Here is a 24,559-nt window from a genome sequence, read left to right on the forward strand (position 1 = left end):
ACCGGATCGTCGAAATGGCACTCCAGATCGTCGACGAGGAGGGCTCCGAAGCCCTCACGATGCGAATTCTGGCTGATCGCCTGAAGTCGGGAACTGCAACTCTTTATCGACACTTTGCCGATCGAGGCGAGCTCGTGTCTCAGGTCATCGATCGCGTGTTTGGTGAAGTTGATATCCATCCGGAAGAGTTCGCCAAACTTCGCTGGCAAGACGCATGCACGCGTCTTGCTCACGCGATGTTCCATGCGCTAAGACGACATGGAAATATTGCGCCCCTGCTGGCACAATTCCCGCCCATTGGGCCAAATGCCAATGTGATTCGCGAACTCGCTCTGGCCACCCTGATTCGAGACGGTTTTCCAATTGCGCTGGCTGCTCGTACGTATGCAACGCTTGCGCGCTATGTACTGGGTTTTGCAATTCAGTCATATCCAGGCCTGTTCACAGAACACAGCGACGGCCATGACCAGCTATCGCTCACTTTTCGCGACTTGGACAGTTCCCGATTTCCCGGTACCGTCGCCGCGTCAGCAGCATTGCCAATTCCGCTGGAGGAGGAATTCACTTTCGGCCTCGAATTGATCATGGAGGGTCTCGTACAACTCCATGCCAGTAAGAATTCTCGTCGCGTGAAGCGTTGATAAGCCGTATCGGCTCGATCGCGGACGGGCATCCCACATATCGACAGGCCGCCAGGAATCAACCCGCGACCGGTGACCGAAAAAACGTCCGTGTCAACTGCTCCGCAGGCGGGAGAAGTCATGGGCACTGAATGGTCGCTGCGTTGATTCGCAATGCCCGTGTGTGGCTGATGGTATAAAACCGCGCTCGAGCAGCGGCGCAATGCTGAGCAATTCGCTCAAGCCAGAGGGAGGGGCGGCCGGGATTCGTGAATATGCGAAGCTTCGCATATTCACGATTATGCTCAGCGCTGGATTATGCGTAGCGACGGCCGGTACGCTTTAATTGGCGGGCGCCGTCGGCCGTCGGGATGCACATAATCAGAGGCTATCGAGGAACGCCATCACCTTGTCGGTCGCACGAAACCGAGGGACTGTTTTCCCCGCCGGCTGAAGCCGATTCAGTGCTTTCTCCTTCAGTGCGAGGTCAGCTTCCATGTAGATGTGCGTCGTGTCGAGGTGCTCATGTCCGAGCCAAAGTGCGATCACGGTCATCTCGACGCCCGACTGCAATAGATGCATGGCCGTCGTGTGCCGGACAACGTGGGCGAGACGCGTTTACTGTTCAGGGTTGGACAGGTTTCGGCCGCGCGCGAGACAGCTTTTTGCCGGATCGAGTCGACGCCGTTGCGCGTCAGCCTTTCGCCGCGATAGTTGGCGAACAAGAACACGGGTATTCGTTGCGAACGACGCTGATTCGCTTCGCATGAGAACGCACGAGCGATGGCGTTGGACGACCCGCTTCATGATGGATAAAGAAAGAATTTCCTCTCCAGCAAAACAAACTGCTCCCCCGGCAAATGCTCGGCCGAATATCGCTACCCATAATCCGCTGACCCTTACACGGCAACCCGCGGAATACATGGGCCTGGCCCGTAAGGAATGGCTGCAACTGCGGCGATAAAAGCAGCGGAAGCAGCGTGTCGGAGGCGCACGAACGGAGGTTGCAGAGGCGCCATAGCAGAGAGCACAAAAGGAAAATCTTTCGTCCACTAAAGAAGTTGGAAGGGAAAACGCAATGAACAAAAATCAATACAGGGTGGTCTCGAATCGAGGGTTTGGCGCGCTCGGAACGGCAGCAGACAAGCAAGGAGCCACGGCGCAAATGGAACGTCGACAGGCCAGCGCTCCGACGAAGTCAAAGGCTGCGCTGGCAGTCCTCGCGGCGCTCGTGCTCTCGGCGGGTTATGCGCATGCGGATAACCTCGCGGTTGGGGGGGAAAACGCTGGTCAGACGGCAACCGTCGGGGGTGCTACGGCGCCGGTCGCGAGCACGGGCGGAGTGTTCCCCGCAGTCGCCGGTGCGGACGGTTCAAGCCAGAATACGGCGGTCGGCATCAATGTATCGGCGCAAGGCGGCGCCGCAACGGCAGTGGGCGATACAGTCACGGCGAATGGTACGAATGCCACGGCGGTGGGTGCCAATTCGGTCGCAAATGGCACGAGAGCAGTAGCGTTCGGCGGTGGGGCGACCACGACGACCGGTGATGCGACCGCAATCGGTGCCCTTGCACACACGACTTCTGAATTCTCGACGGCGGTCGGTACCAATAGTTCAGCCGCTGGCGGAACGGCGCTGGGTTTCCAGGCGAGTGCGAACGCATCTGACGCTACGGCAGTTGGTGTAGATTCTGTTGCGTCAGGTATCGGCAGCGTTGCGATTTCCCGCGCACAGGCAACCTCGCAGAATGCAATCGCTATCGGTGAGAATGCCAAGGCAAGCGATGTCAATGCCGTGGCCGTAGGCTCCGGGGCGAACGCCAGCGTCAACAGCGCCACGGCGATTGGTCCCGCAGCGACAGCAAGCGGCGGCAGTTCGCTGGCGCTCGGCAATTCCAGCGTGGCGAGCGGAGGATCGGCCATTGCGATCGGTCAGTCTGCCACCTCATCATCCGTCACGGCGGTCGCGATCGGCTTTAATGCGAATGCCGCATCGACCAACGCGATTGCGATGGGCACGCTTACACAAGCAACGGGCACAAATTCAATTGCGATCGGTAACGCGGCTGTGGCTTCGACGGCAGAGTCGACGGCCCTGGGTTCCGGCGCGGTCACACGTACGGCAACGAACGTGAATAGCGTCACGTTGAACGGCGTAACGTTCGGTGGCTTTGCTGGCGCGACACCGACCGGTGTCGTAAGTATCGGCGCGGTTGGTCAGGAGCACCAGTTGCAAAATGTAGCCGCCGGGCAGATCAGCGCTACCAGCACCGATGCGGTGAACGGCTCACAGCTTTTTTCTATTGCTTCGCAGGTTGCGACGCTGTCGAACAATCTGGCGGCGGTGACGACCACTGTCAACGAGATATCGACGTCGGGCGCGAATGGCACGGTTGCGGATACGACCGACACAGCGGTGGGTAAGAATTCGGTAGCGTCCGCGCCAAACGGTACTGCGGTCGGAAACGGATCGAACGTTTCGGGTCAAGATGGTACGGCAATTGGCACGAACTCGAATGTCACGGCCGCGCGAGCAACCGCCATCGGCACGAACTCCAAAGTCACGGGCACGGATTCGACGGCAATCGGCACGAACAGCAAGGCCACCGCGAACAACTCGGTTGCCCTGGGTGCAAATTCAGTTGCGGACAGGGACAACACAGTTTCGGTTGGTGCGCCGGGTGCCGAGCGTCAGATTACCAACGTTGCAAATGGCACGGCTCCGACGGACGCTGTGAATGTGCGCCAATTGAATAGCGCAGTGAACAGTGTGCGTGACGACATGCAAAAGTATCGCAAGGATGCGAACGCCGGTTCGGCATCGGCTGTCGCGCTGTCGATGCTTCCGCAAGCGCCTGCGCCCGGCAAATCGGTCGTCGGCGTAGCTGTCGGTAATTACGTTGGGCAGACGGGCTTCGCTGTCGGCGTGTCGACGTATCTGCCCGGTGGCAACTGGATTCTGAAAGGCGGTGGCTCAACGAACACCCGTGGTACGGTGGCTGTTGGAGGTAGCGCCGGCTATGTCTGGTAAAACTATGCTGCTGCAAATCGAGCCTTGTTTTGCCTGCTGAAGTCTGGTCTGGAGTTTGCCGGATCGCCCTCTGCCGTTTAGTGTAAGCGTCCGGCGAACCCATCCCGTGGTTAAGCCGGTTCTGGCTTCCAGTTCTGGGGTAAGAGTTCGTCGAGCCGAGCTGCCGGATGCACCGGCAGCCGTGCAAGGACGTCCTTGAGATAGACGTAGGGATCGTGGCCGTTCATCTTGGCCGACTGAACCAGGCTCATGACGGCGGCGGCGCGGCGGCCGGCTCGCAACGAGCCCGCGAACAGCCAATTGTTACGGTTATGCCCAAATGGGCATAAGCGCCGTTATGGCAAGCCTGCAATTATGTAGGGTCCCCGACACGGGACCGCCCCTTGTGGAGCGGCCCAGTGTTGTCGGCTGCACATAATCACAGGGCCTGAAGGAACTTCAGTAGCGCGTCTGCTGGACGGTAGCGTGTACGCCGAATGTCGGGCGGCGAGATCGCGGCCAGTGCATGTTCCTTCATGGTGAGATCGGCCTCCACATAGCCGTGCGTCGTCACTGGACTCTCGTGCCCGAGCCATAGGGCGATGACCGAGAGATCAACGCCAGCCTGAAGCAGGTGCATGGCGGTTGTGTGACGTAACGTATGCGGAGAGATGGCCCGCCCATGCAGGGATGGACAGTGATGCTCTGCCGTGCGCACAGCCCGCGCAATCCGTTCGGCAACGTTTGAACGGGTCATTGGCTGTTTCCAGTGATTGGGCAGCAAGGGCTGATCGGGCTGCAGCCCAGTGAATTCGAGCCACTGACGAATCTCCGCAACGGTTTCCTTCCATAGAGGCACAGTGCGCTGCTTGCGCCCCTTGCCGTGGAGCCGCACCGACGGCGTCACGTCGAGCGTGAGATCTCGAACGCGGATGCTGATCAGTTCAGAAACACGGGCACCGGTGTTATAGAGGAGCTTCAGCAACACCCGATCGCGACGGCCATACCACGTGGAGGCATCGGGTGCGAGCCGCTGCGCGTAACGTTCGCGCTGGATTGCTGTGACCGTGAGGCAATGAACGCGTCGGTTCGCAGTGGCCATCGGCCTGAAGCCATTGACCACGCCGGTATGCAGCCCGCAAAGTAACGGGATGGCCGAGAGCTTCGTGAAGACGATGAAACGCGACTACGTCGCCTTCATGCCGAAGCCGGACGCAGCGACTGCTGCACGCAACCTGGTCATCGCGTTCGAGCATTACAACGAGAAGCATCCCCATAGCGCGTTGAAATACCGCTCGCCTCGCGAGTTCCGGCGCTCGATGGATTCAGCAACCTTAGTGTGATGCTGTGTCCGGTATTACAGGGTCAACTCCACGAGCGCCGGCCCCATAGCGCACATCGCTATCAACCTCCCGCCACGGTCCGTCGAGCCTGGCTGGATTCCGATAATATCGACGCGAGACTCACTGCCTGATTGGCTACAAAATTCCGCCTCAGGTCAGCTGGCCGACGCCAGGGAGCAGATTGAGCGATGGCGGGTCGAATACAACGAGAGTCGGCCTCACAGGGCTCTCGATGAAGTGCCGCCTGCCGAATACGTCCGTCAGTTGGGCCTGCAGGCCCAACCGACGGACCAACAGAACGCCGAAGACTAACATTGCCTTTGGCACTGAAAACCGGGACCGTTCACATTGATTGTGAACTCCTACACCGACTGGCCCTGTTTGCCGGGGGCAGGTCAGTCAACCTCTGAAGTGACATTTTTACTTCGCAAATGTCGACAACTTTGCTTCGGTCTACGGCGAAGTAGCAACGAGGCGCACGGCGGCGTTGAAACGCCCGTTTTCGTGACGAGGGCGGACGCGGCCGACGTGCCGCTGATCATCAGCATGCTCGGGGCGCTCGACGTACCGGGCTACCGGTGCGTCGGCATGAGGTTCTCAAGCGCTACGGCGGCATCGCTTCCGTAGTGCCCTTGGAATCGGTTGCCCCGAGGCCACAGGTATGTGGTGTCCACCTGTTCAATATCCGGGCATCCGATCTGTGCGAGCGTGCGATCCATTTCATCTCGGAAAATCTCGAGTACGGCGTCGACGCCTTCCGATCCTTTTGCCGCCAACCCATAGAGCGTGGCCCGCCCGAGTAAGACAGCTGTAGCCCCGGCTGCGATCGCCTTGACGACATCTGATCCGCGGCGAATGCCGCTGTCAATCAAGACCGGGATGTCCACGGCGCTGTGGGTGGACGGCAGCGCTTGAAACGGAGCAATGGCGGTGTCGAGTTGCCGGCCGCCGTGGTTTGAGAGAATCACTCCGTCAATTCCCATCGATTCACATCGCTTTGCATCGTCGGAACGGCTAAGGCCTTTGACCAACAGCTTGTGGGGCCAAATTTCTCTCAGGTGTGCCAAATCGTCCCATGAGAAGCTTCCGTCCATCTGACGCGTCATAAGCGCGGCTTGAATTTCCGGATCGTTAATAGTAGATGACGCAAGATTGCCAAATTGGGGGACGCCGTTGCGAAGAAAATTCCAGGACCAGCTGGGATGCGTCAATCCGTCGATGAGCGTGCGAGCCGTGTAGCGCACGGGTACGCCGAAGTTGTTCTTCAGGTCCCTTTCCCGTTTCCCGTTGACGGTAACGTCTACAGTGAGAACGAGCGTCCTGTACCCCGCGGCAAGAGCTCGTTTGACTAGCAGGTCGGAGAGCTTTCTGTGCACGATATACAGTTGAAACCAAAGGTCGCCGCCGGCTGCATCGGCAACCTCTTCGATGGAGGAGTTCGATGCTGTGGACAAGATGAAGGGAATGCCAAATCGTGCGGCCGCCTTCGCTAAAACGATGTCACCCTTTGGCCAAAGAATGCCGTTGATGCCGGAAGGGGCGATCAGAAGTGGCGCACGCATACGCTTGCCAAACAAAGACGCTTCAATCGAGCGCTTGCTGACGTCTGTCAGGCGTTTGGGCTGGAAGCGAACTTCTTCGAAGACCTCCCGATTGTGCCGAAGTCCACTTTCACCTTCGGCGCCTCCTTCCATGTAATCGAATACCATCTTCGGCAGACGACTTTGAGCAAGTCTCCGAAAATCTTCTACGCTGACGAGTGCACCCATCTTGGTTTCCTAGTTTGGCTGTTTTTTGAAAATAAGTTAGCGTCATCTGACCATCGATATGTCCTGGCTTTGCTCGCCTCCGCACCGAAAAGAGCGCGAAATCGCGGTGAGTGGGGACATGCGTCAAAACGAAACCCGCTTACCGTGGAATGCGTATACGGTTGCCCGATCAGGTACCAAGTCTCAAGCTCGTCAAATTCAGACGTCGCCGTTCTGGCAACAAGCGCCTCCTTCTCACGCTCGAACATGCGCCAAGTCACCTCAGAAAAATTACGGCGGAAGGGAAGCTTATAAACGCAACCATCGTCGATACCAGGATGATCTTCGCGATTCTTCCAACGTTGGCCCCGAAGCGCTCGGCGACCGGGGCGACATTGCTCGCACTCGGTAGGCACGCGACGGCAATGACTACCTTCAGTTGAATCAGGGATATCGGAGCCCCGAGAGCAATTGCCGCTTTTCCAAAAGTGAGCACCAATAGCGGGTGGAGTAACAACTTTATCGCTACGGCCACGGCCAAGCTCGATATCGAGGGGTGGTCGTAAGGGAGCGCGACATCAAAATCGACACCCAACCAATGACTGAGGTCTCCTGTCAGGCCAACCAAAGCGCTTGAATCCAATCCAAGTTTCGAGAAAGTCATGTCGCTTTCGATACGCGTACGTGCCTCGAGCAGCTGACGTTCGCACGTACTTTAATTTGACGGTGCCACGTTGACTAATGCCAAAGTGACGAAAACCCATGCCGCATGATGCATGGGTCAAGAAACGCTACGGCAACTGGTTTGGCCTTTCGAAGAGTACTTTCTTCAGCTCCTCGATGAATCTCACCGCGGCGACGGAGAGAACCCCGTTGCGGCGGCAGTACATCCCAAATGTTCGGAGGGCTTGCACGTCCTGTACCGGGAGGACCGATATCTCTGCGGAGGACGTCAGTCCGGTAAGCAACATTTCCGGCATCCAGCCAAGATAGCCATGTGTCGAAATAAGGCGGCGCATGGTCTCGATTGACTGCGTTTCGACCGAAATTTTCGGTGTTGATATTCCGGCTCTACGAAATATCTTCGACCATTCATGCCAGGGTTGCGTGCCGGGGGGCGGGGCGACCCACCTGTGCTTGGAGATGTCAGCAACGGTCACTAGCGGCGTAGACCGAAGCGAATGGGTCGCGGAAGCGATCACGTGGCATCCCGATTGCCAATGAGTCTCGGCAATTTGCAGTATCTCCTCGGATTCAGGAAGCGACATCGTCACGATCAAGTCCAGTTCTCCGCTCTGCAAGCGCCTGGAAAGGTCATCCGTAAGCCCTTCCGCGACGTGAAACCGCAGGTCGGGGAACTGACGAGAGAGACGATTGATGGCGTTGGGAATCACCGAATTCAAGGCACTGGCAACGGAGCCTATCTTGACCAGTCCTGTCTCCGAGCCGCGAAGCGCAAGCAGCTCGCGAGATGCGCGCTCCGATTCGGACACTATCAATTCGGCATATGGTTTCAGTGCCGCACCAGCCGGGCTCAGGCGCATGCCCGTCGCATGGCGCTGAAATAGTGGCTCTCCAACATGTTCTTCCAGCTTCTGGATGATGCGGCTGAGCGACGGTTGTGTCATTCCACAAGCGTCCGCTGCGCGGCCAACGCTTCCGCACTGAATCACGCTGAGAAATAACTGCAATTGACGAAGGTCTCGGATCATCGCTGCTTCTGCAGGTCAATATAGGGGAAATGCCGCTTCGGTCGTCCAGGAGACGGTTGTGGGGAATCCGCAATAGCAGGCACCTCGCGAGCAGGATTATTCGTATTCGCGATCGAGCCCTGTCAAAGACCGCAATTCTTCCAGTAATCTGGTCACAGATTCCGGCAACGGTCCGCCGCGGCGATGCAATTGCGGAAGACTGAAGGCCATAACGTCGATGTTCTCTTGAAATGCATTTATAGGACGCAAGCGTTGCACAAATCGATCGATTGGTGGGTGTCAGTGTCTTCCCTAGGTGGCGACGGTGCTGTCACATTGGCAAGTGTGGTCACGTAAGATGGCGCGATGAAACCAAAAGCGCTCTACCACGGACATCGATTCCCCGCAGCGATCATCAGCCAGGCGGTCCGCTGATATTTCCGCTTCCAGCTGAGCCTACGCGACATTGAGGAGCTGCTATTCGAGCGCGGCGTGATCGTCAGCTACGAGACGATCCGCCGATGGTGCGACAAATTCGGTGCGACCTTCGCCCGGCGGATCAAGGCTGCGCGACGAAAGCCGGGCCGCACCTGGCATCTGGACGAGATGTTCGTGAATCTGCGTGGCGAGCCCTGGCTGCTGTGGCGGGCGGTCGACGAACACGGTGCCGAGCTGGATGTTCTGCTGCAGAAGCAGCGCGACAAGGCCGCAGCGAAGCGCTTTTTCCAGCGTGTGCTGCGTTACTTTCCAGCACCGCGCAAGATCGTCACCGACCAGTTACGCAGCTACCCGGCTGCCAAGGCCGACATCCCGGCGCTCGCCGACGTCAAGCACGTGTTCGTGAAGGCCGCTGCCCGCGTGAACAACCGTGCCGAGAACAGCCATCAGCCGACCCGCGAACGCGAGCGGCGCATGCGGGGATTTCGCGACCCGAAGCGCACTCAGGCTTTCCTCGAGAGCGTCGGGCGGATCCGCCAGCACTTCACCCTGAAGCGGCATCTGCTGCGTGCTTCGCATTATCGCAAACACCTCGCCGTACGCTTCTCGACGTGGCGTGAATTGACCGAGGTCACCCAGAATCCGTCTGCCGCATGAAACATGCAAGTCGCGCTCGCGCCACTTGTGAACAATACTCCGCTAACGTGACAGCGCCGGATGATCTGCTCGTCGGAAAATCGCTTTTTCATCGAGTCCTCCTTGTCCTTGGGATAAAAGAGAACTCACTTGCCGGATGCCGACAAAATCCCGCCGCAGGTCACTGGCTTTGTCCTTCCTTGCGCAAAGATCCTGTCAGGTGACGCAGCTCGTCCAGCAGTTTGACGGCGGGCGTGGGCAGCGTGCCCCGCCGGCGCCGGAACGCCGTCAAAGTGCGTTGCGCATCCAGGCCTTCGATATCCAGGGCGTCGATGACGCCCGCTTTGCTTTCAGTGTCGTACATGGGTTCGGCCATCCATGAGACAAAGCCACATCGCGCTACCAGGCTTTTGAGCACGGTGACCGAACGGGTCTCGACCGCAATGGCCGGCATCGGCAGACCGCGGGCCATGAAGGTTTCCTGCATGTGGGCATAAGGTCCGGTTCCCTTGGGCGTGAGTGCCCACCGTTGCGTCAATGTGTCATCGAGTCGAAGACCGCGCTTCGCGCGCAACGGGTGATCGGGTGCCGCGACCACGAAACTCCTGTCGCTCCATGAACAATCGGAGAGTGCGGCGACATCCTCGGTTTCGATTCCTGATGTGCAAAGCGCCAGGTCGATTTCATAAGCGAGCAAGCCTTCGACGAGACGGTCCCACACGCCTTCGATCACCTCGACGCGCAGATTGGGCCATTTCTCGAGCACACACGCGATGGCCATCGGCAAGACGAGGCTCGCTATGCTGCCCACCGCGCCAACCTTGATCACGCCTTTCGCCAGGCCGCGCATCGCGTCCAATTCCTCGCGGGCCTGTTCCGCCTCCCTTTGCAGCGACATCGCATGCGGCATCAATGCTTCGCCGAGAGCGGTCAGCTGCATCCCTTTGGTGTGGCGCTCGAAAAGCGGCGCCCCGACGGATTCCTCGAGCCGCTTGATCGATCTGCTCAGCGCCGGCTGGGTCATGTTCAGCGTGGTCGCGGCTCGTCCCAGGCTACCCGCGGAGACGATCGTGGTGAACATCATCAACTGCTGCAGATTGAAACTCATCGTGACGAACCAGATTGAAAGGGGTGAAGGGGTCGAACGCGATCCCGGGCCGCCCGGCGCTGGCTAGGTGTCTTCCCTGAAAGGGATCGCCGTGCCCGCTTACCGCGGCTGCCGCCGAGCCCGTGATGACGGCGGATAGCCTTGGCCAGCAAGCTTCGGGGCGAAATGGGACCGTCCGGCAAGCCGATCATGCAATGCCAAAATGTAATGACTTTTAGCATATTTGGCAATTTTCAAACAATGTGTCGAATCCCATACTGCGGCTCATCCAATCACCGCCAGCCTGAGTGGCGAACCGCAGAGGACTCGAGATGCAACGAAACACAAGTGGGCAGCCGACCGTTCGCGATGCCGTCGTGGACTTGATGCGGCGCCTCGGAATGACGTCGGTGTTTGCCAATCCCGGCTCGACCGAGCTACCCATGTTCCGCGACTTCCCGGAGGACTTCCGGTACGTGCTGGGACTGCAGGAAGCGGTCGTCGTCGGTATGGCGGATGGCTATGCCCAGGCGACCGGCAATGCCGCTCTGGTCAATCTGCATTCGGCGGCCGGTGTCGGCAACGCGATGGGCAACATATTCACGGCTTTCAGGAACCGGACGCCGCTGATCATTACTGCCGGCCAGCAGGCCCGTTCAATTCTGCCGTTCGATCCGTTTCTGTCGGCATCGCAAGCAACCGAGTTGCCGCGGCCCTATGTGAAGTGGAGCATCGAACCGGCTCGTGCCGCGGATGTTCCGCTCGCGCTCGCCCGTGCTTACCACGTGGCGATGCAGGAGCCGCGTGGTCCGGTGTTCGTTTCCATTCCGGTCGACGACTGGGATCAGCCGGCCGACCTCGTCGAAGCGACACGGGTCAGCACCCGGTTCCGCCCCGATCCGGTATCGATCGCGGAGATCGGTGACGCGCTGGACAACTGCAAACGGCCGGCCATCGTCGTCGGCGCGGAACTCGATCGTGCCGATGCCTGGAACGAGGCCATCCAGCTCGCCGAGCGCCACAATGCGCGGGTTTATGTCGCGCCGATGTCGTCACGCTGCAGCTTCCCCGAAGATCACCGACTGTTCGCCGGATTCCTTCCGGCGATGCGCGAAAAAATCGTTCGGATTCTGGATGGGCATGACCTGATCTTCGTCGTCGGGGCGCCGGCTTTTGCGTATCACGTCGAAGGCAGCGGGCCGCATGTGCCCGATGGCGCGGCGTTGTACCAGCTGATCGACGATCCGGCTACCGCCGCGTGGACACCGGTCGGCACGTCGGTGGTGGCGAACGTTCGCTTGGGGCTGGTGGACCTGCTCGCCCGTCCGGCGCCGCGTGGCCGGCCGCTACCGGCGCCTCGCGAGGTCGTCGAGCGAGCCGAGCCCACGGCGGTCATGTCGGTCGCGTATGCGTTGCAGACGCTCTCCGAGGTGCGCGACGCAGCGGATATCGTGGTCGAGGAGGCGCCAAGTTCGCGGCCCGTCATGCAGCGCTATCTGCCGTTCACGCGCAGTCAGACGTTTTACACGATGGCAAGCGGCGGTCTGGGCTACGGCATGCCCGCCGCGGTGGGCGTGGCGTTGGGCAAACCCGGCCGCCGTGTGATTGGCCTCATCGGTGACGGCTCGACGATGTATTCACCACAAGCGATCTATAGCGCGGTCCAACTCGATCTCCCGATCACATTTGTCATTCTGAATAACGCCCGCTACGCCGCCTTGCAGGAATTTGCGCCCGTATTCGGCTTCTCCGCGTCGGATCCGGTACAGGGCACCGACCTCCTGGGGCTCGATTTCGTTTCTCTGGCCAACAGCATGGGTTGCGAAGGGGTTCGAGTGAGCGACGCGCTGTCGCTGAAGCCAGCGCTGGAAGACGCGTTGTCTTCGGGCAAAACGCGCCTTGTAGAAATTGTCGTGGCCTGACCGTGAGTCGGTGGTTCGACAGGCTGGCTTTTTAAAAATACTCCAGGAGACGGTAATGAATCAGGTAGCGATGCTGATCAACGGCGAGCGTACGACGGCTCGCGATGGGGCGACATTCGAGCGCCGTAATCCGCTCGATAACACGGTTGCATCGACGGCACCGGCCGCGACCGTCGCCGATGCACAAGCCGCGGTGCACGCTGCGGCCGCCGCGTTTTCCGCGTGGTCGGCGATGGGGCCCGGCGAGCGACGTGCATTGCTGAATCGAGCCGCGGATGCGCTCGAAGAAAAGGGCGACGCTTTCGCGCTGGCAATGGCAACCGAAACAGGCGCGTCCCGCCTGTGGGCCGATTTCAACGTCAAGCTTGCGGCCGACGGGTTGCGCGAAGCTGCTGCGATGATCACGCAGATTTCGGGCGAAGTGATTCCGTCGGACGTGCCCGGCAATCTCGCGCTCGGGGTTCGGCAGGCCGCCGGCGTCGTGCTCGGGATCGCACCGTGGAACGCACCCGTCATCCTCGGCGTGCGTGCCATCGCGTTGCCGCTGGCTTGCGGCAATACCGTCGTGCTCAAGGGTTCGGAAATTTGCCCCGCGACCCACGGCCTCATCATCGAGGCGTTGCAGGACGCCGGGCTGCCGCGCGGCGTGGTGAACTTCGTCACGAATGCGCCGGCGAATGCCGGCGCCATTGTCGAAGCGCTCATTGCCGAGCCGGCGGTCAGACGTGTGAACTTCACGGGTTCGACCCGCGTCGGCCGCATCATCGCTGCCCAGTGCGCGAAGTATCTGAAGCCCTCAGTACTTGAACTCGGCGGAAAGGCACCGTTTATTGTTCTTCACGATGCCGATATCGACGCCGCAGTTCAAGGCGCGGCATTCGGGGCGTTTGCAAATTCCGGTCAGATCTGTATGTCGACCGAACGCATCGTCGTCGACACGAGGATCGCCGATGAATTCGTCGCGCGCCTTGCCGAAAAGGCAAAGAGCCTGCCGCTTGGCGATCCGAGAAAGGGTCCGGCCGTACTCGGCTCCGTGGTAGACATGGCGACCGTCAGGAAGTGCAACGACCTGATCGACGACGCGCTGGCGAAAGGGGCGACATTGGTGTGCGGAGGAAAGTCCGAGACCACGCTCATGCCGGCCACGTTGCTCGATCACGTGACGGCGGACATGCAAATCTACCGGGAGGAGTCGTTCGGGCCCGTCAAGGCGATCGTTCGCGTCAATGGCGACGAAGAAGCCATCGCATGCGCAAACGACAACGAATATGGTCTGTCCGCGGCAGTCTTCAGCCGTGACGTCGCGCGGGCGTTGACGGTAGCGAAGCGTATCGAGTCCGGGCTTTGCCACGTCAATGGCCCGACGGTTCACGACGAGGCGCAAATGCCGTTTGGCGGGATGAAGTCCAGTGGTTTCGGGCATTTCGGCGGCAAGGCGGGAATCGCGGAATTTACCGATTTGCGCTGGATCACCGTGCAAACGACGCCTCGTCACTATCCGTTCTGATCGTTGCCGCGGCCAGCGCGCGTGTTTCGCCGCGGAAGCGATGAGCTTCCTGACGGTGGGCGCGAACAAAATAACAACCCTATATCGTTGGAAAGCCTTCGCTCCTGGAACGACGAGCGATCGGCTCAAGGAGACTGCAATGCCTGTCGTCAATGCCGAGTCGTCGCTCGATCGCACGCGGTTCAAGTTTGATCATCACGTTGGAAGGTGGATTAATCAGGACTGCAGTTTTGAATTCGCCGATCCGGTCGGGGGAGCGAAATGAACGATCGCAATCCGCGTCTGCCGACCGTAGACATCGGCCGCACACTTGATGATGGACCGTTCTCGGCGTTCCAGCGAATGGTCGTCCTGCTCGCCGCGCTCGCGATCGTGATGGATGGATTCGATGGGCAACTCATCGGATTTGCCATTCCCAGCCTGATCAAGGAATGGGGCATCACGCGCAATGCATTTGCGCCCGCCGTTGCCGCCGGTCTTGTCGGCATGGGTATCGGCAGCGCGTTCGCCGGGCTTTTCGCGGACCGGTTCGGTCGGCGCTGGGCAATCATCGGGAGCGTGCTGGTATTCGGCCTGGCGACGAGTTCGATCGCGCTATCTCCGGACGTCATGACCATTGCGATCCTGCGTTTCTTCGCAGGACTGGGTATCGGCGGCGCACTGCCGAGCGCGACGACCATGACGGCGGAATTTACGCCTGCTCGCCGACGAACGCTCGCCGTGACCGCAACCATCGTTTGCGTACCGTTGGGGGGCATGCTTGCCGGGTTGTTCGCGAGCGTCGTGCTGCCTCATTATGGCTGGCGCGGCCTCTTTCTGATTGGCGGCACGCTTCCCGTCGCGCTGGCGTTCCTGCTGTATTTCGTCATGCCTGAATCGCCACGTTATCTGGCCCGCCGTCACGAACGTTGGAACGAACTGCGTCACCTGCTGACCCGCATGTCCCGCTCGATTCGGCCGGACGCCGTGTTCGCCGATCAGAAGGAGCAGAAGGCAGGGCAGCGTCCAGGCTTTCGTGCGCTGTTCGCCGACCATCAGGGCCGAGACACGCTTGCGATCTGGGTCGCTTTCTTCATGAACCTGGTTGCGGTCTACAGCGCATTCAGCTGGCTGCCGACGATGCTTGCAGGCGAGGGGCTCAGTCCTTCGGTGGCGGGTTCGGGTCTTACCGCCTACAACCTCGGCGGCGTACTCGGCGCAATGGGTTGCGCGGTGGCGATCGGTCGATTCGGGTCGCGATGGCCTTTGCTCGTGTGCTGCCTGATGGCATCCGCGAGCGCGCTTTTCCTGCGCGGTCTCGACGTTTCCGCCCACACGACGCTGCTCGTGTTCGGCATCGGTTTGCACGGTCTGTTCGTCAACGCGGTTCAGTCGACGATGTATGCCCTTTGCGCGTATGTCTATCCCACTGAGATTCGCGCGACCGGGACCGCATCCGCGCTCGCGTTTGGGCGGCTCGGCGCGATTCTCAGCGCGTTCGCGGGGGCCTTCGTGATCACGCAGGGTGGAGCGTCTGCGTACCTGGGCATGCTGGGTGGAGCGATGGCGATGGTCTTTATCTGTCTGATGATCGTGCGTCGCCATATTCCGCCCATCAAGGGCGTCTGAGATTAGTGTCGAGGGCGACATATGTTACGAGCTCCGCGCAGAGCACGTAACGACGTCGCTCATGTTCAACCGAATGACGGAAAGCGTCTGACAGTACCTTCAGTTGGAGATAGCATGCGCACTCAAGTAGGCATTATTGGCGCCGGTCCTGCCGGCCTCCTTCTCTCTCATCTTTTGCATCTGAAAGGTATCGAGTCCGTCGTGCTCGAAACCCGCGGACGCGAGCAGATCGAATCCACGATCAGGGCGGGTGTACTCGAGCAGGGGACGATGGACTTGCTTGAAGCGTCCGGTGTCGGTGAACGAATGAAGGCGGAAGGTGCGTTGCATCACGGCTTTGAACTCGCGTTCGACGGAAAGCGGCGGCGCATCGACCTCAAGGCGTTGACCGGGCGGGCCATCACCGTTTATGCGCAGCACGAAGTCATCAAGGATCTGGTGGCGGCTCGCGTTGCTGCGGGCGGCTCTATCCTGTTTGGTGTCGCGGATGTCTCGATTCACAACATCGACACGTCAGCCCCGTCGATACGGTTCATGCATCAAGGGCAATCGCATACGCTGAACTGTGATTTCGTGATCGGATGCGACGGTTCGCAAGGGGTGTCCCGTTCGGCGATTCCCGAGAGCGTTCGCCGCGATTTCGAGCGCGTCTATCCCTTCGGCTGGTTCGGCATTCTGGTTGAAGGTGCACCGTCCGCCGACGAACTGATCTATGCACGTCATGATCGTGGCTTTGCATTGGTCAGCACCCGTTCGCCGACGGTTCAGCGTATGTATTTCCAGTGCGACCCGAAAGATTCCGTCGATATGTGGTCCGACGATCGGATCTGGGCCGAAATGCACGCACGCGTCGACTCCGCCGATGGTCGGCGCGTTGTCGACGGGAAGATTTTTCAGAAGAATATCGTCGGCATGAGAAGCTTTGTCTCGACGACGATGCAGCATGGCCGGCTGTTTCTTGCCGGCGATGCCGCTCATATCGTTCCGCCCACCGGGGCAAAAGGTCTCAACCTGGCGGTCTCCGACGTACGGACCCTGAGCGGTGGACTGGACGCCTATTACCGGACTGGCGATGAAGCGCAACTCGCTGCATACAGTCAGTCCGCGCTGAAGCGGATCTGGCGCGCGGAGCATTTCTCCTACTGGATGACCCGCATGATGCATCGCCTCGACGATGCCTCGCCGTTTGAACAGCAGTTGCAGGTTGCCGAACTCGAACATGTGACTACGTCCGAGACTGCGGCGAGGTCCATGGCGGAAAACTATGTCGGCAGCGTTGTCGTTTAGCTTTCGACATTTGTGCCGTTGCTCGGTCGTCTTCCGGCTCGCACGGTCGACCGAGACGCGCGAAAACGGCGTGCAGCGCATCTCGTGCTTTTTGCATCACGATTTACTCTGACAGTACTCCAATCATGACAACAGGATTTCCCGGAATTTTCTCCGTCAGCGACTATCGTGACGAAGCCAGACGGCGGCTGCCGCGCATGGTGTTCGACTATCTGGAAGGCGCGGCGGACGATGAATCGGGATTGACGCATAACCGTTCGGCGTTCGACAGGTTGCAGTTGTTGCCGCGCCGGCTGTCGGATGTCAGCACGCGAGAGCAGTCGGTGCCGCTTTTAGGGCGGCGGATTCCATTACCGCTGGTGATCGCGCCGACGGGCCTCAATAGCGCGTTCTGGCCGAAGGGCGACCTCGCACTTGCGCGCGCAGCGGGCAAGGCCGGTATTCCGTTTGCGCTATCGACGGCTTCCAACATGTCCATCGAAGAGGTGGCAAAAGGGGCCGACGGAGACCTGTGGTTTCAGCTGTACGTCGTTCATCGCAACCTCGCGAAGAGTCTGGTCAATCGTGCCCGTTCGGCTCGCTATTCGACCTTGATCCTCACCGCCGATGTCGCGGTGAACGGCTTTCGCCGACGCGATCTTCGCAATGGCTTTGCCATGCCGTTCAAGGCAAGTGCACGTGCGGCAGTCGACGGACTGTCGCACCCGCGCTGGCTTTGGTCCTATCTGATGAATGGCATGCCGGAGTTGAAGAATTTCGCCACAGACGATGCATCGGACACCGCCTCCCAGGCGGCGATTCTTCGCCGGCAGATGGATGCGAGCTTCAGTTGGGACGACCTGCGCCGTTTGCGGGACGAATGGCCGGGCAAACTCCTCGTCAAGGGCATCGTGACGGCCGACGATGCCGCGCGGTGCGTCGCGCTCGGCGCGGACGGCGTCATCGTTTCGAACCACGGCGGCAGGCAACTCGCCGACCTGCCCGCGACGGCCGACGTGTTGCCGGATATCGTCGAGCGCACCTCGGGCTCGACGGTCATTCTCGACAGCGGCATCCGGACGGGGACCGACGTCGTCAAGGCGGTCGCGCTGGGGGCCCACGCCGTGATGCTGGGGCGCGCCACCTTGTACGGGCTGGCTGCCAGAGGGGAAACCGGCGTGAGCGATGTCATCGACATGATCAAACGGGAAACTGACCGGACGCTCGCGCTCATCGGTTGTCGCTCGGTGGGCGAGCTCGATCGCAGCTATATTTCGAAGCGGCCATCATAGGTAACTGCGCATTGACGGCGGATTCTGGATGCGCAATTGTTCGGGGTAACACTCCCGCGTATTTGCCGCCGGAACCTTGTGCCATGAATCAAGTGACGACCACGGATCATTACCATCGCGACGACCGGCTTTTGGCATGGGCGGATCAGGTTCGGGCCAGTTGCGTCCCCATGGTTTTCAGGACCAAATCCGATCAGGGATTTCGTGGCGAGATTTCCAGCGTGAACACCGGCGGAGTGTGTGTGTCGCGGATCTCGGCGGTCGATCACGTCGCGGCTCATGACTGGGACGACGTGCGGCGCACGGCGGACGACTACCTGCTCGTGTCGATACAGATCGAGGGGCGAGGTGCACTCGAGCAGGATGCCCGCACCGCGTTCGTCGACCCTACAGACATGGTGCTGTTCGACTCATCGCGCCATTTCGTCTGGCATTTTTCCGGACAACACTACACGATCCGCTTTCCCCGCCAGGCGCTGGAGAAACTGGTGCCGTGCGGCCGGCAGCACACCGCGGTGCGTATTCCTGCGGCCACCGGGATACGCCGTATCGCCGCGGACCATATCGCGTCGCTGCACCGAGTGCTTTCGTCAGACAAAGGCGCGATGACCGCTTGCGAGAGGCTTGGCGATGTGTCCGCCAACCTGGTCGCGCTGGCGTTGGCGGATTATTTCAACACGGTTCCGCTGCCCAGATCCAACGTGAAAGAGATGCATCTGCTTCGGGCACGTGCGTTGATCAAGGGCCGGATTCACGAACCGGAACTGGGACCCGAACGGATCGCCGATGAACTGGGGGTGTCCAGCCGTTACCTCTACCGGCTGTTCGCCGAGGTCGGGGAGTCGATCGGCGAGACCATCTGTACGGCCCGACTCAACGGGTGCGGCGAGTGGCTTCGGCAACGTGCGTACGCAAACCGCTCGATTACCGATATTGCGATGGCATGGGGTTTCAATAATGCATCGCATTTCAGTCGCACGTTTCGACGTCACTTCGGCATGTCCGCGCGCGACTACCGTGCGAAGCACCGCAGCGCTATTTGAATCGCCCTGAGCGGGCTGCGCGGCGATCCCACCGGCTGGCAGCATAAGTAAAAATCCTGTTCTGTCAGAGTCAAGCGTCCGCCATATTGGCCCCGGACACTTCCTCTACAACGTTGCGGGCGTCCCGTCCCGCGAGTCGTGGAGGAGTATCTTGGCTCTCAACCATCCCCAATATAAGGCGGCTGTCGTGCAAGCCGCCCCGGCGTTCCTTGATCTTCAAGCCGGAATCGAAAAGTCCATACGCCTGATTGAAGAGGCGGCGCAGGCCGGCGCCGCCCTGATCGCATTCCCCGAAGTGTGGCTGCCGGGCTACCCGTTCTACATCTGGCTGGGTACACCGGCCTGGTATATGAGCAAAGGCTATGTTCAGCGATATTTCGACAACTCGCTGAGCTACGACAGTCCGGAAGCCGATGCACTGAGGGACGCGGCGAGAAAAAACCGCATCACGGTGGTGATGGGACTCTCGGAGCGCAAGGGCCATTCGTTGTATATCTCCCAATGGATCATCGGCCCCGACGGAGAAACCCTCCTGCAACGACAGAAACTCAAGCCTACCCACCTCGAGCGGACGGTCTTCGGTGACGGGGAGGGCAGCGGCCTGACCGTAATCGACAGTCCGTTGGGAAAGCTCGGCGGGCTTTGTTGTGCCGAACACGTGCAGCCTTTGACCAAGGCCGCCATGTATGCGCAAGGCGAACAGGTCCACGTTGCGGCCTGGCCAAGCTTCTCGCTCTATGAATTTGCCAGCGCATTGAGCCACCAGGTGAACAACGCGGTTTCGCGGACGTATGCCGTCGAAGGAGGTTGCTTCGTCCTCGCGCCTTCGACAGTCGTGACCCAGGAAATGGTCGAGAGCCTTTGCGACACCGAGGACAAACGTCAGCTGTTGCGGGCAGGCGGTGGCCATAGCGTCGGATACGGGCCCGACGGGGCGGAACTGTTCGACAAGATCGACGAAATCGCGGAAGGCCTGCTCTACGCCGATATCGATCTCGGCATGCAATCGCTTTCGAAGTGCGTTTTCGATCCGGTGGGGCATTACTCGCGGCCTGACGTTCTGCGGTTGCTGGTCGACCGGCGAGCGCGCCCCCCGGTCACCGAGATCCTCGATGGCCCCGCCGCGGAGACGGTCGCCGATGATCCAACATCATCGGACAACGGTTGCTCGCCAGAGCTGGCGAGAAGTGGCGGAGATCGGTAGCAGCCTGTCGGGCTCGCCATGCGATTCCGTGGCGAGCCGGACGGAGGTTTTCGTGTCGCTGCCGTATTGGCTCGATACCGATTGAAGCGGAATGGTTTTCCTTGAAACAACGGCCATTCAATCACGACGATATATTTAGGATATCGATATGAACTACAAACAAAATAGAGAATACGAATGGAAGATGGTCATCTTTCTTGCGGTGTTGTTCGGCATCGTTGGACTCGATCGTCTGGTCATCGTGTATCTGTTTCCGGTTCTTCTGCCGGAGCTCAAATTGAACAACACGCAGGCAGGCGCAATCGCGTCGGTTCTCGCGTTGACCTGGGCCATTTCGACTTGGGTGCTCGGGAGTCTGTCCGACCGCCATGGGCGTCGCAAGATTCTTCTTGGGTCGTCAATCTTCTTTTCGGTGATGACCTCCTTTACCGGCGTCGCCAAGTCGTTCCACAGCATGCTGCTCGCGCGAGGCCTCCTTGGCGTGGGCGAGGGTGGCGTGTTCAGCGCCAGCGTTGCGACCATTGACGAAATATCGACGCCGAGCCGGCGCGGCCTGAATCTGGGCATTCATCAGTCGTTTTTCCCGCTTCTGGGTATCGGCCTCGGGCCGATCATCGCTACCCAGCTCGTGATGCACATGCACTGGGAGTGGGTGTTTTTCGTGCTCGGCATCCCGGGGCTTTTGCTGACGTTCCTGATCGGCAAGACCATGCGCAAGACGGAGGCCGGTCGCGACAAGCAGGTCCGATCCGCATCGGGCGGCCCGTTGACCGTGCTGAGATACAAGAACATCTGGTTGACCACGGTCATCGGATCGCTGTTCCAGACGGGCCTGTTCGTGTTCTCGACGTTCGTCGCGCTCTATCTGACCAAAGTGGTGGGCCTCAGCCTCGGTACGGTCGGCCTGATCATCTCCGGATGGGGTTTCGGCGGGTTCATCGGGATGATCGCCGTTCCGGCGATATCGGATCGGCTCGGGCGCCGTATCGTGCTCGTCGTCTCCGCGACCTGCTATGGCCTCCTGATGTTGGCGTTCGTGCTTTGTCACGCTTCCCCGATCGTGATGTTCGCCAACCTCTTTGCTGCCGGGATTTGTGGCTTCGGGATCGCGCCGCTCTTTCTTGCCGTGATTCCTTGCGAATCCGTACCGTCGACGCTGACCGGCTCCGCCGTGGGCGTTCCAACCGCTGTCAGTGAACTCATTGGCGGGGTCCTGATGCCGGTGGTGGCAGGCGGGCTCGCCGACACGTTCGGCCTGGGTTATCCGATGCTGATCGTCGGGTGTGTGTCGTTGGTGAGCGCGTTCGTCGGGATGTTTCTCGACGAAACGGTGCCCGCCGCGACGTCGAAGCATGCCGTCTCGAACATCGACGCGGCCTGAACGTCCGGCGATGAGGCGACGCTGGCAGGGTTGGCTGCGTCGTCGTCATTTCTGACGATGCGCGACAAAAATGTCGGCGCGCAATCTACGAAGACCGACATGCACAAGAGACGTAGATGCCAACCCTGCCGCAGCTTTCAGTCGTCGACGCAAAAGGCGCGATCGATCGACGCGAGATTTCCTGCCTGGAATACGTTCAGGCGCTGGTCGATCAACAGGCCAAAACCGAGTCGCTGAACGGGTTCGTGTATTTCAACGCCGAGGCGCTGTTACAAGCAGCGCGGGCGCACGATGAAGCGTTCGCAGCCCGAACTGGCCGGATGCCACTTGCCGGCATTCCGTTGGCCATCAAGGACAACATCGACTGTGCGGGCATGCCGACAGCCGCTGGAACGGCAGCGCTCCGCCACGCCGTACCGCGAGCGAACGCGCCGGTCGTGGCACGCGTGATCGAGGCCGGTGCGCTGGCAGCCGGCAAAGCCAACATGCACGAACTCGCTTTCGGCTGCACCAACGACAACGGATGTTTTGGCCCGGCCCGGAATCCGTATGACCCGTCCAGAATTCCCGGCGGAAGCAGCGGTGGGTCTGCCGTGCTGGTGGCGAGCGGTGCGGTGCCGGCGGCGCTCGGCACCGACACGGGCGGATCGGTACGGATACCGGCGGCGCTGTGCGGACTGGTCGGCTTTCGTCCTACGCATGGACGCTATCCGTCCGGGGGCGTCGTACCAATATCGCCCACGCGTGACACGGTCGGCCCGATTGCCCGCACCGTCTCCGACGTGATACTGCTGGACGAGATCCTGTCGGGAAGTGGTTCAGCGCTTCCCGTGATCGACGGCGAACGTGACTTTCGCCTGGCAGTCCCGTACTCGACGATGTGGGAGGGGCTGTCGCCCGATGCCCGGCCGGTACTCGAACGTGCGCTGCAGCAGCTCGAGGAAGCCGACTTCGAACTGGTCGACGTGGACCTGCGACGTTATCCGTTTTTCCGTGCGAAGAAGAACGCCACCATCCCTTTCTTCGAATTTGCCGGTGCCGTGGCGCGCTATCTGGAAGCAGGCGGCGTAGCCGTGACGTTCCCGGAGATCGTCGCCCGCATCGAGAGCCCGGATGTGGCCCGAATCGTCGGCCACATCCTGGGGGGCGGTGCGATTTCCGCGACCGAATACGCCGAAGCGCTTCTCGCGCGAGAGCAGTCGCGCACGTCGTACGTGGCGTGTCTTCGCGAAGTGGACGCAGACGCACTGCTGTTTCCCACAGTCCTGATTCCGGCCTGCAGCATCGGCGCTGAAACGGTGGTGGTCGGGTCCGAAGCGCTCGATGTCTTTGCCGCATATACACGAAATACCGAACCGGGCAGCAACGCAGGGGTACCCGGCATCACCGTGCCGGCAGGTCTGACCCAGGATGGGCTCCCGGTTGGATTGGCGCTGGACGGTGCTCCGTATTCGGATCAGCGAATTCTGCAGATCGGCAAGGAAATGGAGCGTGTCCTGTGTGCCGCGACGTTCCCGCGTCTCGACGCACACGTTTGAACCATCCGGCAACGGCTTAACGAGAAAGGCAAGCAAATGAATCGTCGAAATGTCCTGAAGAGTATTGCGCTCGGTGCTGCAAGTGCCGCGGTGGGCGTTGGCGGGCTCGTGCCGGCATCGGCACGCGCGGCAAATCAGCCGCTGAAGTTGGCGCTGATGGCGCCAATGAGCGGGCCGGCCGCATTCTTCGGCCAAGCCTGCAAAAACAGCGCAGCGATGGCAATCGCGGAGATCAACGCGCGCGGGGGCGTGTTGGGGCGCCCGCTCGAGTTGCTGGTGGGCGACGCCGGCGCAGCACCTTCCGAGTCGGCGCAGACGGCGCTCCGCCTCTGGAAGCGCGACAAGGCGGAGGTCTTCGTCGGATCGCACGACAGTGCCGTGCGCACGGCGCTGGAAAGTCTGTTCCGAGGCCTGGTGCCTTACTTCTATACGCCGATGTACGAGGGGGGCGATTGCGCGAAGGGGACGTTCTTCGTCGGCGAGACGCCCGCGCAGCAACTGACGCCGGTCATTCCGTGGCTGACCGCCCAACACCAGATCAAGCGCTGGTTCCTGATCGGCAACGACTACATCTGGCCGCGCAAGTCGAACGAAGTGGCGAAGAAGGCGATTCAGGGTGCCGGCGCGACCGTGGTCGGCGAAGAGTACGTGCCGTTCGACGTCGACAACTTCGACGCGGTACTCGGCAAGATCCGGGACAGCAAGGCAGATGCGGTGTTCATCACGCTGGTGGGCGGCTCGGCCGTCACGTTCAACAGAAGTTTTGCGAGCTTCGGTCTCAGCGACAAGATGATCCGTTTCGGCACGATGATCGAGGAAAACACGTTGATCGGCATCGGTGCGTCCAACGCCAGGAACCTCTACTCGGCTTCCGGCTTTTTCTCGACGCCGACCGCCACGTCCGCGCAGTTTCTGGAGCGCTATCACAAGCAGTTCGGCGCTTCGGCGGTATTGAGCAGCATTGGCGAGTCGACATACGAAGGCATCCTGATGTATGACGCGATGGCCAGGAAGGCGAATGCCGTGTCGATCGGCGAGCTGACGAAGGCGTCCGATGGGGCCAGTTACAAAGGCCCGCGCGGCGTGGTGACGATGAAGTCCCGCAACGTGACGGCCGACATCTTCCTCGCGAAGGCATCGGGCGCCCGCTACGACATCGTCAAGACGTTCTCGCAACTCGGCTCGGCCGAGACCTGTGCGAGCGGAGCGGGTGCGGGTTAACGTC

At 60.4% G+C, this 24,559-nt stretch carries 20 protein-coding genes and 3 pseudogenes; 16 read left to right on the forward strand and 7 right to left on the reverse strand.

All coding sequences use genetic code 11. The annotated features are described in order from the left end of the window. Positions 1 to 14 precede the first annotated feature (14 nt). Positions 15 to 641 (forward strand): TetR/AcrR family transcriptional regulator, encoded by a 627-nt coding sequence (locus HWX55_RS20035; protein ID WP_208458718.1) that lies wholly within the window; start codon positions 15 to 17, stop codon positions 639 to 641. Positions 642 to 1,001: 360 nt separating this feature from the next. Here HWX55_RS20035 and HWX55_RS36145 read toward each other — a convergent pair whose 3' ends face one another. Beyond that, positions 1,002 to 1,202 carry a hypothetical protein gene (locus HWX55_RS36145; RefSeq protein WP_175977003.1) on the reverse strand — a complete coding sequence of 67 codons (201 nt, stop codon included), beginning with the start codon at positions 1,200 to 1,202 and terminating at the stop codon, positions 1,002 to 1,004. A gap of 496 nt (positions 1,203 to 1,698) precedes the next feature. Between HWX55_RS36145 and HWX55_RS20045 the strand changes: the two genes are divergently transcribed. Then, positions 1,699 to 3,651 (forward strand): YadA family autotransporter adhesin, encoded by a 1,953-nt coding sequence (locus HWX55_RS20045; protein WP_175977004.1) that lies wholly within the window; start codon positions 1,699 to 1,701, stop codon positions 3,649 to 3,651. Positions 3,652 to 3,761: 110 nt separating this feature from the next. On the opposite strand, the pseudogene HWX55_RS20050 reads toward HWX55_RS20045, so the two are convergent. Together HWX55_RS20050 and HWX55_RS20055 are read right to left on the reverse strand one after the other, a co-directional pair. Then, positions 3,762 to 3,959: pseudogene (locus tag HWX55_RS20050) on the reverse strand (transposase domain-containing protein); the annotation flags it as partial. Between the two features lie 110 nt (positions 3,960 to 4,069). After that, positions 4,070 to 4,687, reverse strand: a complete 618-nt coding sequence (locus HWX55_RS20055) for a tyrosine-type recombinase/integrase (protein ID WP_244140614.1) — start codon at positions 4,685 to 4,687, stop codon at positions 4,070 to 4,072. Here HWX55_RS20055 and HWX55_RS20060 point away from each other — a divergent pair. Both HWX55_RS20060 and HWX55_RS20065 read left to right on the forward strand, forming a co-directional pair. Next, a pseudogene (locus HWX55_RS20060) lies at positions 4,658 to 4,973 on the forward strand (integrase core domain-containing protein); the annotation flags it as partial. The gene HWX55_RS20055 and the pseudogene HWX55_RS20060 overlap by 30 nt on opposite strands. A 96-nt stretch (positions 4,974 to 5,069) precedes the next feature. Next, entirely contained in the window at positions 5,070 to 5,285 is a 216-nt protein-coding gene (locus HWX55_RS20065) for an integrase core domain-containing protein (RefSeq protein WP_279612695.1), read from the forward strand. A gap of 260 nt (positions 5,286 to 5,545) precedes the next feature. On the opposite strand, the gene HWX55_RS20070 is transcribed toward HWX55_RS20065, so the two are convergent. From HWX55_RS20070 to HWX55_RS20080, 3 genes are all read right to left on the reverse strand, one after another. Further along, on the reverse strand, positions 5,546 to 6,742 hold the full coding sequence (locus tag HWX55_RS20070; protein ID WP_175977007.1) for an alpha-hydroxy-acid oxidizing protein: 1,197 nt from the start codon (positions 6,740 to 6,742) through the stop codon (positions 5,546 to 5,548). 256 nt (positions 6,743 to 6,998) lie between these two features. Next, positions 6,999 to 7,418 (reverse strand): acyl carrier protein, encoded by a 420-nt coding sequence (locus HWX55_RS36415; RefSeq protein ID WP_347879632.1) that lies wholly within the window; start codon positions 7,416 to 7,418, stop codon positions 6,999 to 7,001. Positions 7,419 to 7,512: 94 nt separating this feature from the next. Beyond that, positions 7,513 to 8,433: a LysR family transcriptional regulator gene (locus HWX55_RS20080; RefSeq protein WP_175977009.1), complete on the reverse strand. Its 921-nt coding sequence runs from the start codon at positions 8,431 to 8,433 to the stop codon at positions 7,513 to 7,515. Positions 8,434 to 8,778: 345 nt separating this feature from the next. Between HWX55_RS20080 and HWX55_RS20085 the strand changes: the two are divergent. After that, positions 8,779 to 9,507: pseudogene (locus HWX55_RS20085) on the forward strand (IS6 family transposase). 160 nt (positions 9,508 to 9,667) lie between these two features. On the opposite strand, the gene HWX55_RS20090 reads toward HWX55_RS20085, so the two are convergent. Next, the gene (locus tag HWX55_RS20090) at positions 9,668 to 10,594 is read right to left on the reverse strand and encodes a LysR family transcriptional regulator (RefSeq protein WP_124550000.1); all 927 of its coding nucleotides are present in this window, start codon (positions 10,592 to 10,594) and stop codon (positions 9,668 to 9,670) included. Between the two features lie 311 nt (positions 10,595 to 10,905). Here HWX55_RS20090 and mdlC point away from each other — a divergent pair, with 311 nt between their 5' ends. From mdlC to HWX55_RS20145, 11 genes are all read left to right on the forward strand, one after another. Then, positions 10,906 to 12,495, forward strand: coding sequence for a benzoylformate decarboxylase (gene mdlC, locus HWX55_RS20095; protein WP_175977010.1), 1,590 nt, complete (start codon positions 10,906 to 10,908; stop codon positions 12,493 to 12,495). 55 nt (positions 12,496 to 12,550) lie between these two features. Further along, positions 12,551 to 14,002: an aldehyde dehydrogenase gene (locus HWX55_RS20100; RefSeq protein WP_175977011.1), complete on the forward strand. Its 1,452-nt coding sequence runs from the start codon at positions 12,551 to 12,553 to the stop codon at positions 14,000 to 14,002. A 40-nt stretch (positions 14,003 to 14,042) separates the two neighbouring features. After that, on the forward strand, positions 14,043 to 14,267 hold the full coding sequence (locus tag HWX55_RS20105) for a hypothetical protein (RefSeq protein WP_175977012.1): 225 nt from the start codon (positions 14,043 to 14,045) through the stop codon (positions 14,265 to 14,267). Then, complete coding sequence (locus tag HWX55_RS20110) at positions 14,264 to 15,610, forward strand: MFS transporter (protein WP_105798101.1); 1,347 nt, start codon at positions 14,264 to 14,266, stop codon at positions 15,608 to 15,610. Before HWX55_RS20105 ends, HWX55_RS20110 begins: the two co-directional genes overlap by 4 nt. 114 nt (positions 15,611 to 15,724) lie before the next feature. Continuing rightward, positions 15,725 to 16,897: a 4-hydroxybenzoate 3-monooxygenase gene (locus HWX55_RS20115; protein WP_175977013.1), complete on the forward strand. Its 1,173-nt coding sequence runs from the start codon at positions 15,725 to 15,727 to the stop codon at positions 16,895 to 16,897. A 125-nt stretch (positions 16,898 to 17,022) separates the two neighbouring features. Beyond that, positions 17,023 to 18,168 carry an alpha-hydroxy-acid oxidizing protein gene (locus HWX55_RS20120; RefSeq protein WP_124476523.1) on the forward strand — a complete coding sequence of 382 codons (1,146 nt, stop codon included), beginning with the start codon at positions 17,023 to 17,025 and terminating at the stop codon, positions 18,166 to 18,168. Positions 18,169 to 18,251: 83 nt separating this feature from the next. After that, positions 18,252 to 19,211 carry a helix-turn-helix domain-containing protein gene (locus tag HWX55_RS20125; RefSeq protein ID WP_175977014.1) on the forward strand — a complete coding sequence of 320 codons (960 nt, stop codon included), beginning with the start codon at positions 18,252 to 18,254 and terminating at the stop codon, positions 19,209 to 19,211. A gap of 151 nt (positions 19,212 to 19,362) precedes the next feature. Further along, the gene (locus HWX55_RS20130) at positions 19,363 to 20,415 is read left to right on the forward strand and encodes a carbon-nitrogen hydrolase family protein (protein ID WP_175977015.1); all 1,053 of its coding nucleotides are present in this window, start codon (positions 19,363 to 19,365) and stop codon (positions 20,413 to 20,415) included. A gap of 148 nt (positions 20,416 to 20,563) precedes the next feature. After that, positions 20,564 to 21,796: an MFS transporter gene (locus tag HWX55_RS20135; protein ID WP_208458719.1), complete on the forward strand. Its 1,233-nt coding sequence runs from the start codon at positions 20,564 to 20,566 to the stop codon at positions 21,794 to 21,796. A gap of 116 nt (positions 21,797 to 21,912) precedes the next feature. Next, on the forward strand, positions 21,913 to 23,334 hold the full coding sequence (gene iaaH, locus HWX55_RS20140; RefSeq protein WP_175977016.1) for an indoleacetamide hydrolase: 1,422 nt from the start codon (positions 21,913 to 21,915) through the stop codon (positions 23,332 to 23,334). A gap of 36 nt (positions 23,335 to 23,370) precedes the next feature. Next, positions 23,371 to 24,555 carry a substrate-binding domain-containing protein gene (locus HWX55_RS20145; protein ID WP_105798095.1) on the forward strand — a complete coding sequence of 395 codons (1,185 nt, stop codon included), beginning with the start codon at positions 23,371 to 23,373 and terminating at the stop codon, positions 24,553 to 24,555. Positions 24,556 to 24,559 lie beyond the last annotated feature (4 nt).

It is taken from the genome of Burkholderia sp. BCC1047 (assembly GCF_902833155.1).
Taxonomy (GTDB): domain Bacteria; phylum Pseudomonadota; class Gammaproteobacteria; order Burkholderiales; family Burkholderiaceae; genus Burkholderia; species Burkholderia sola.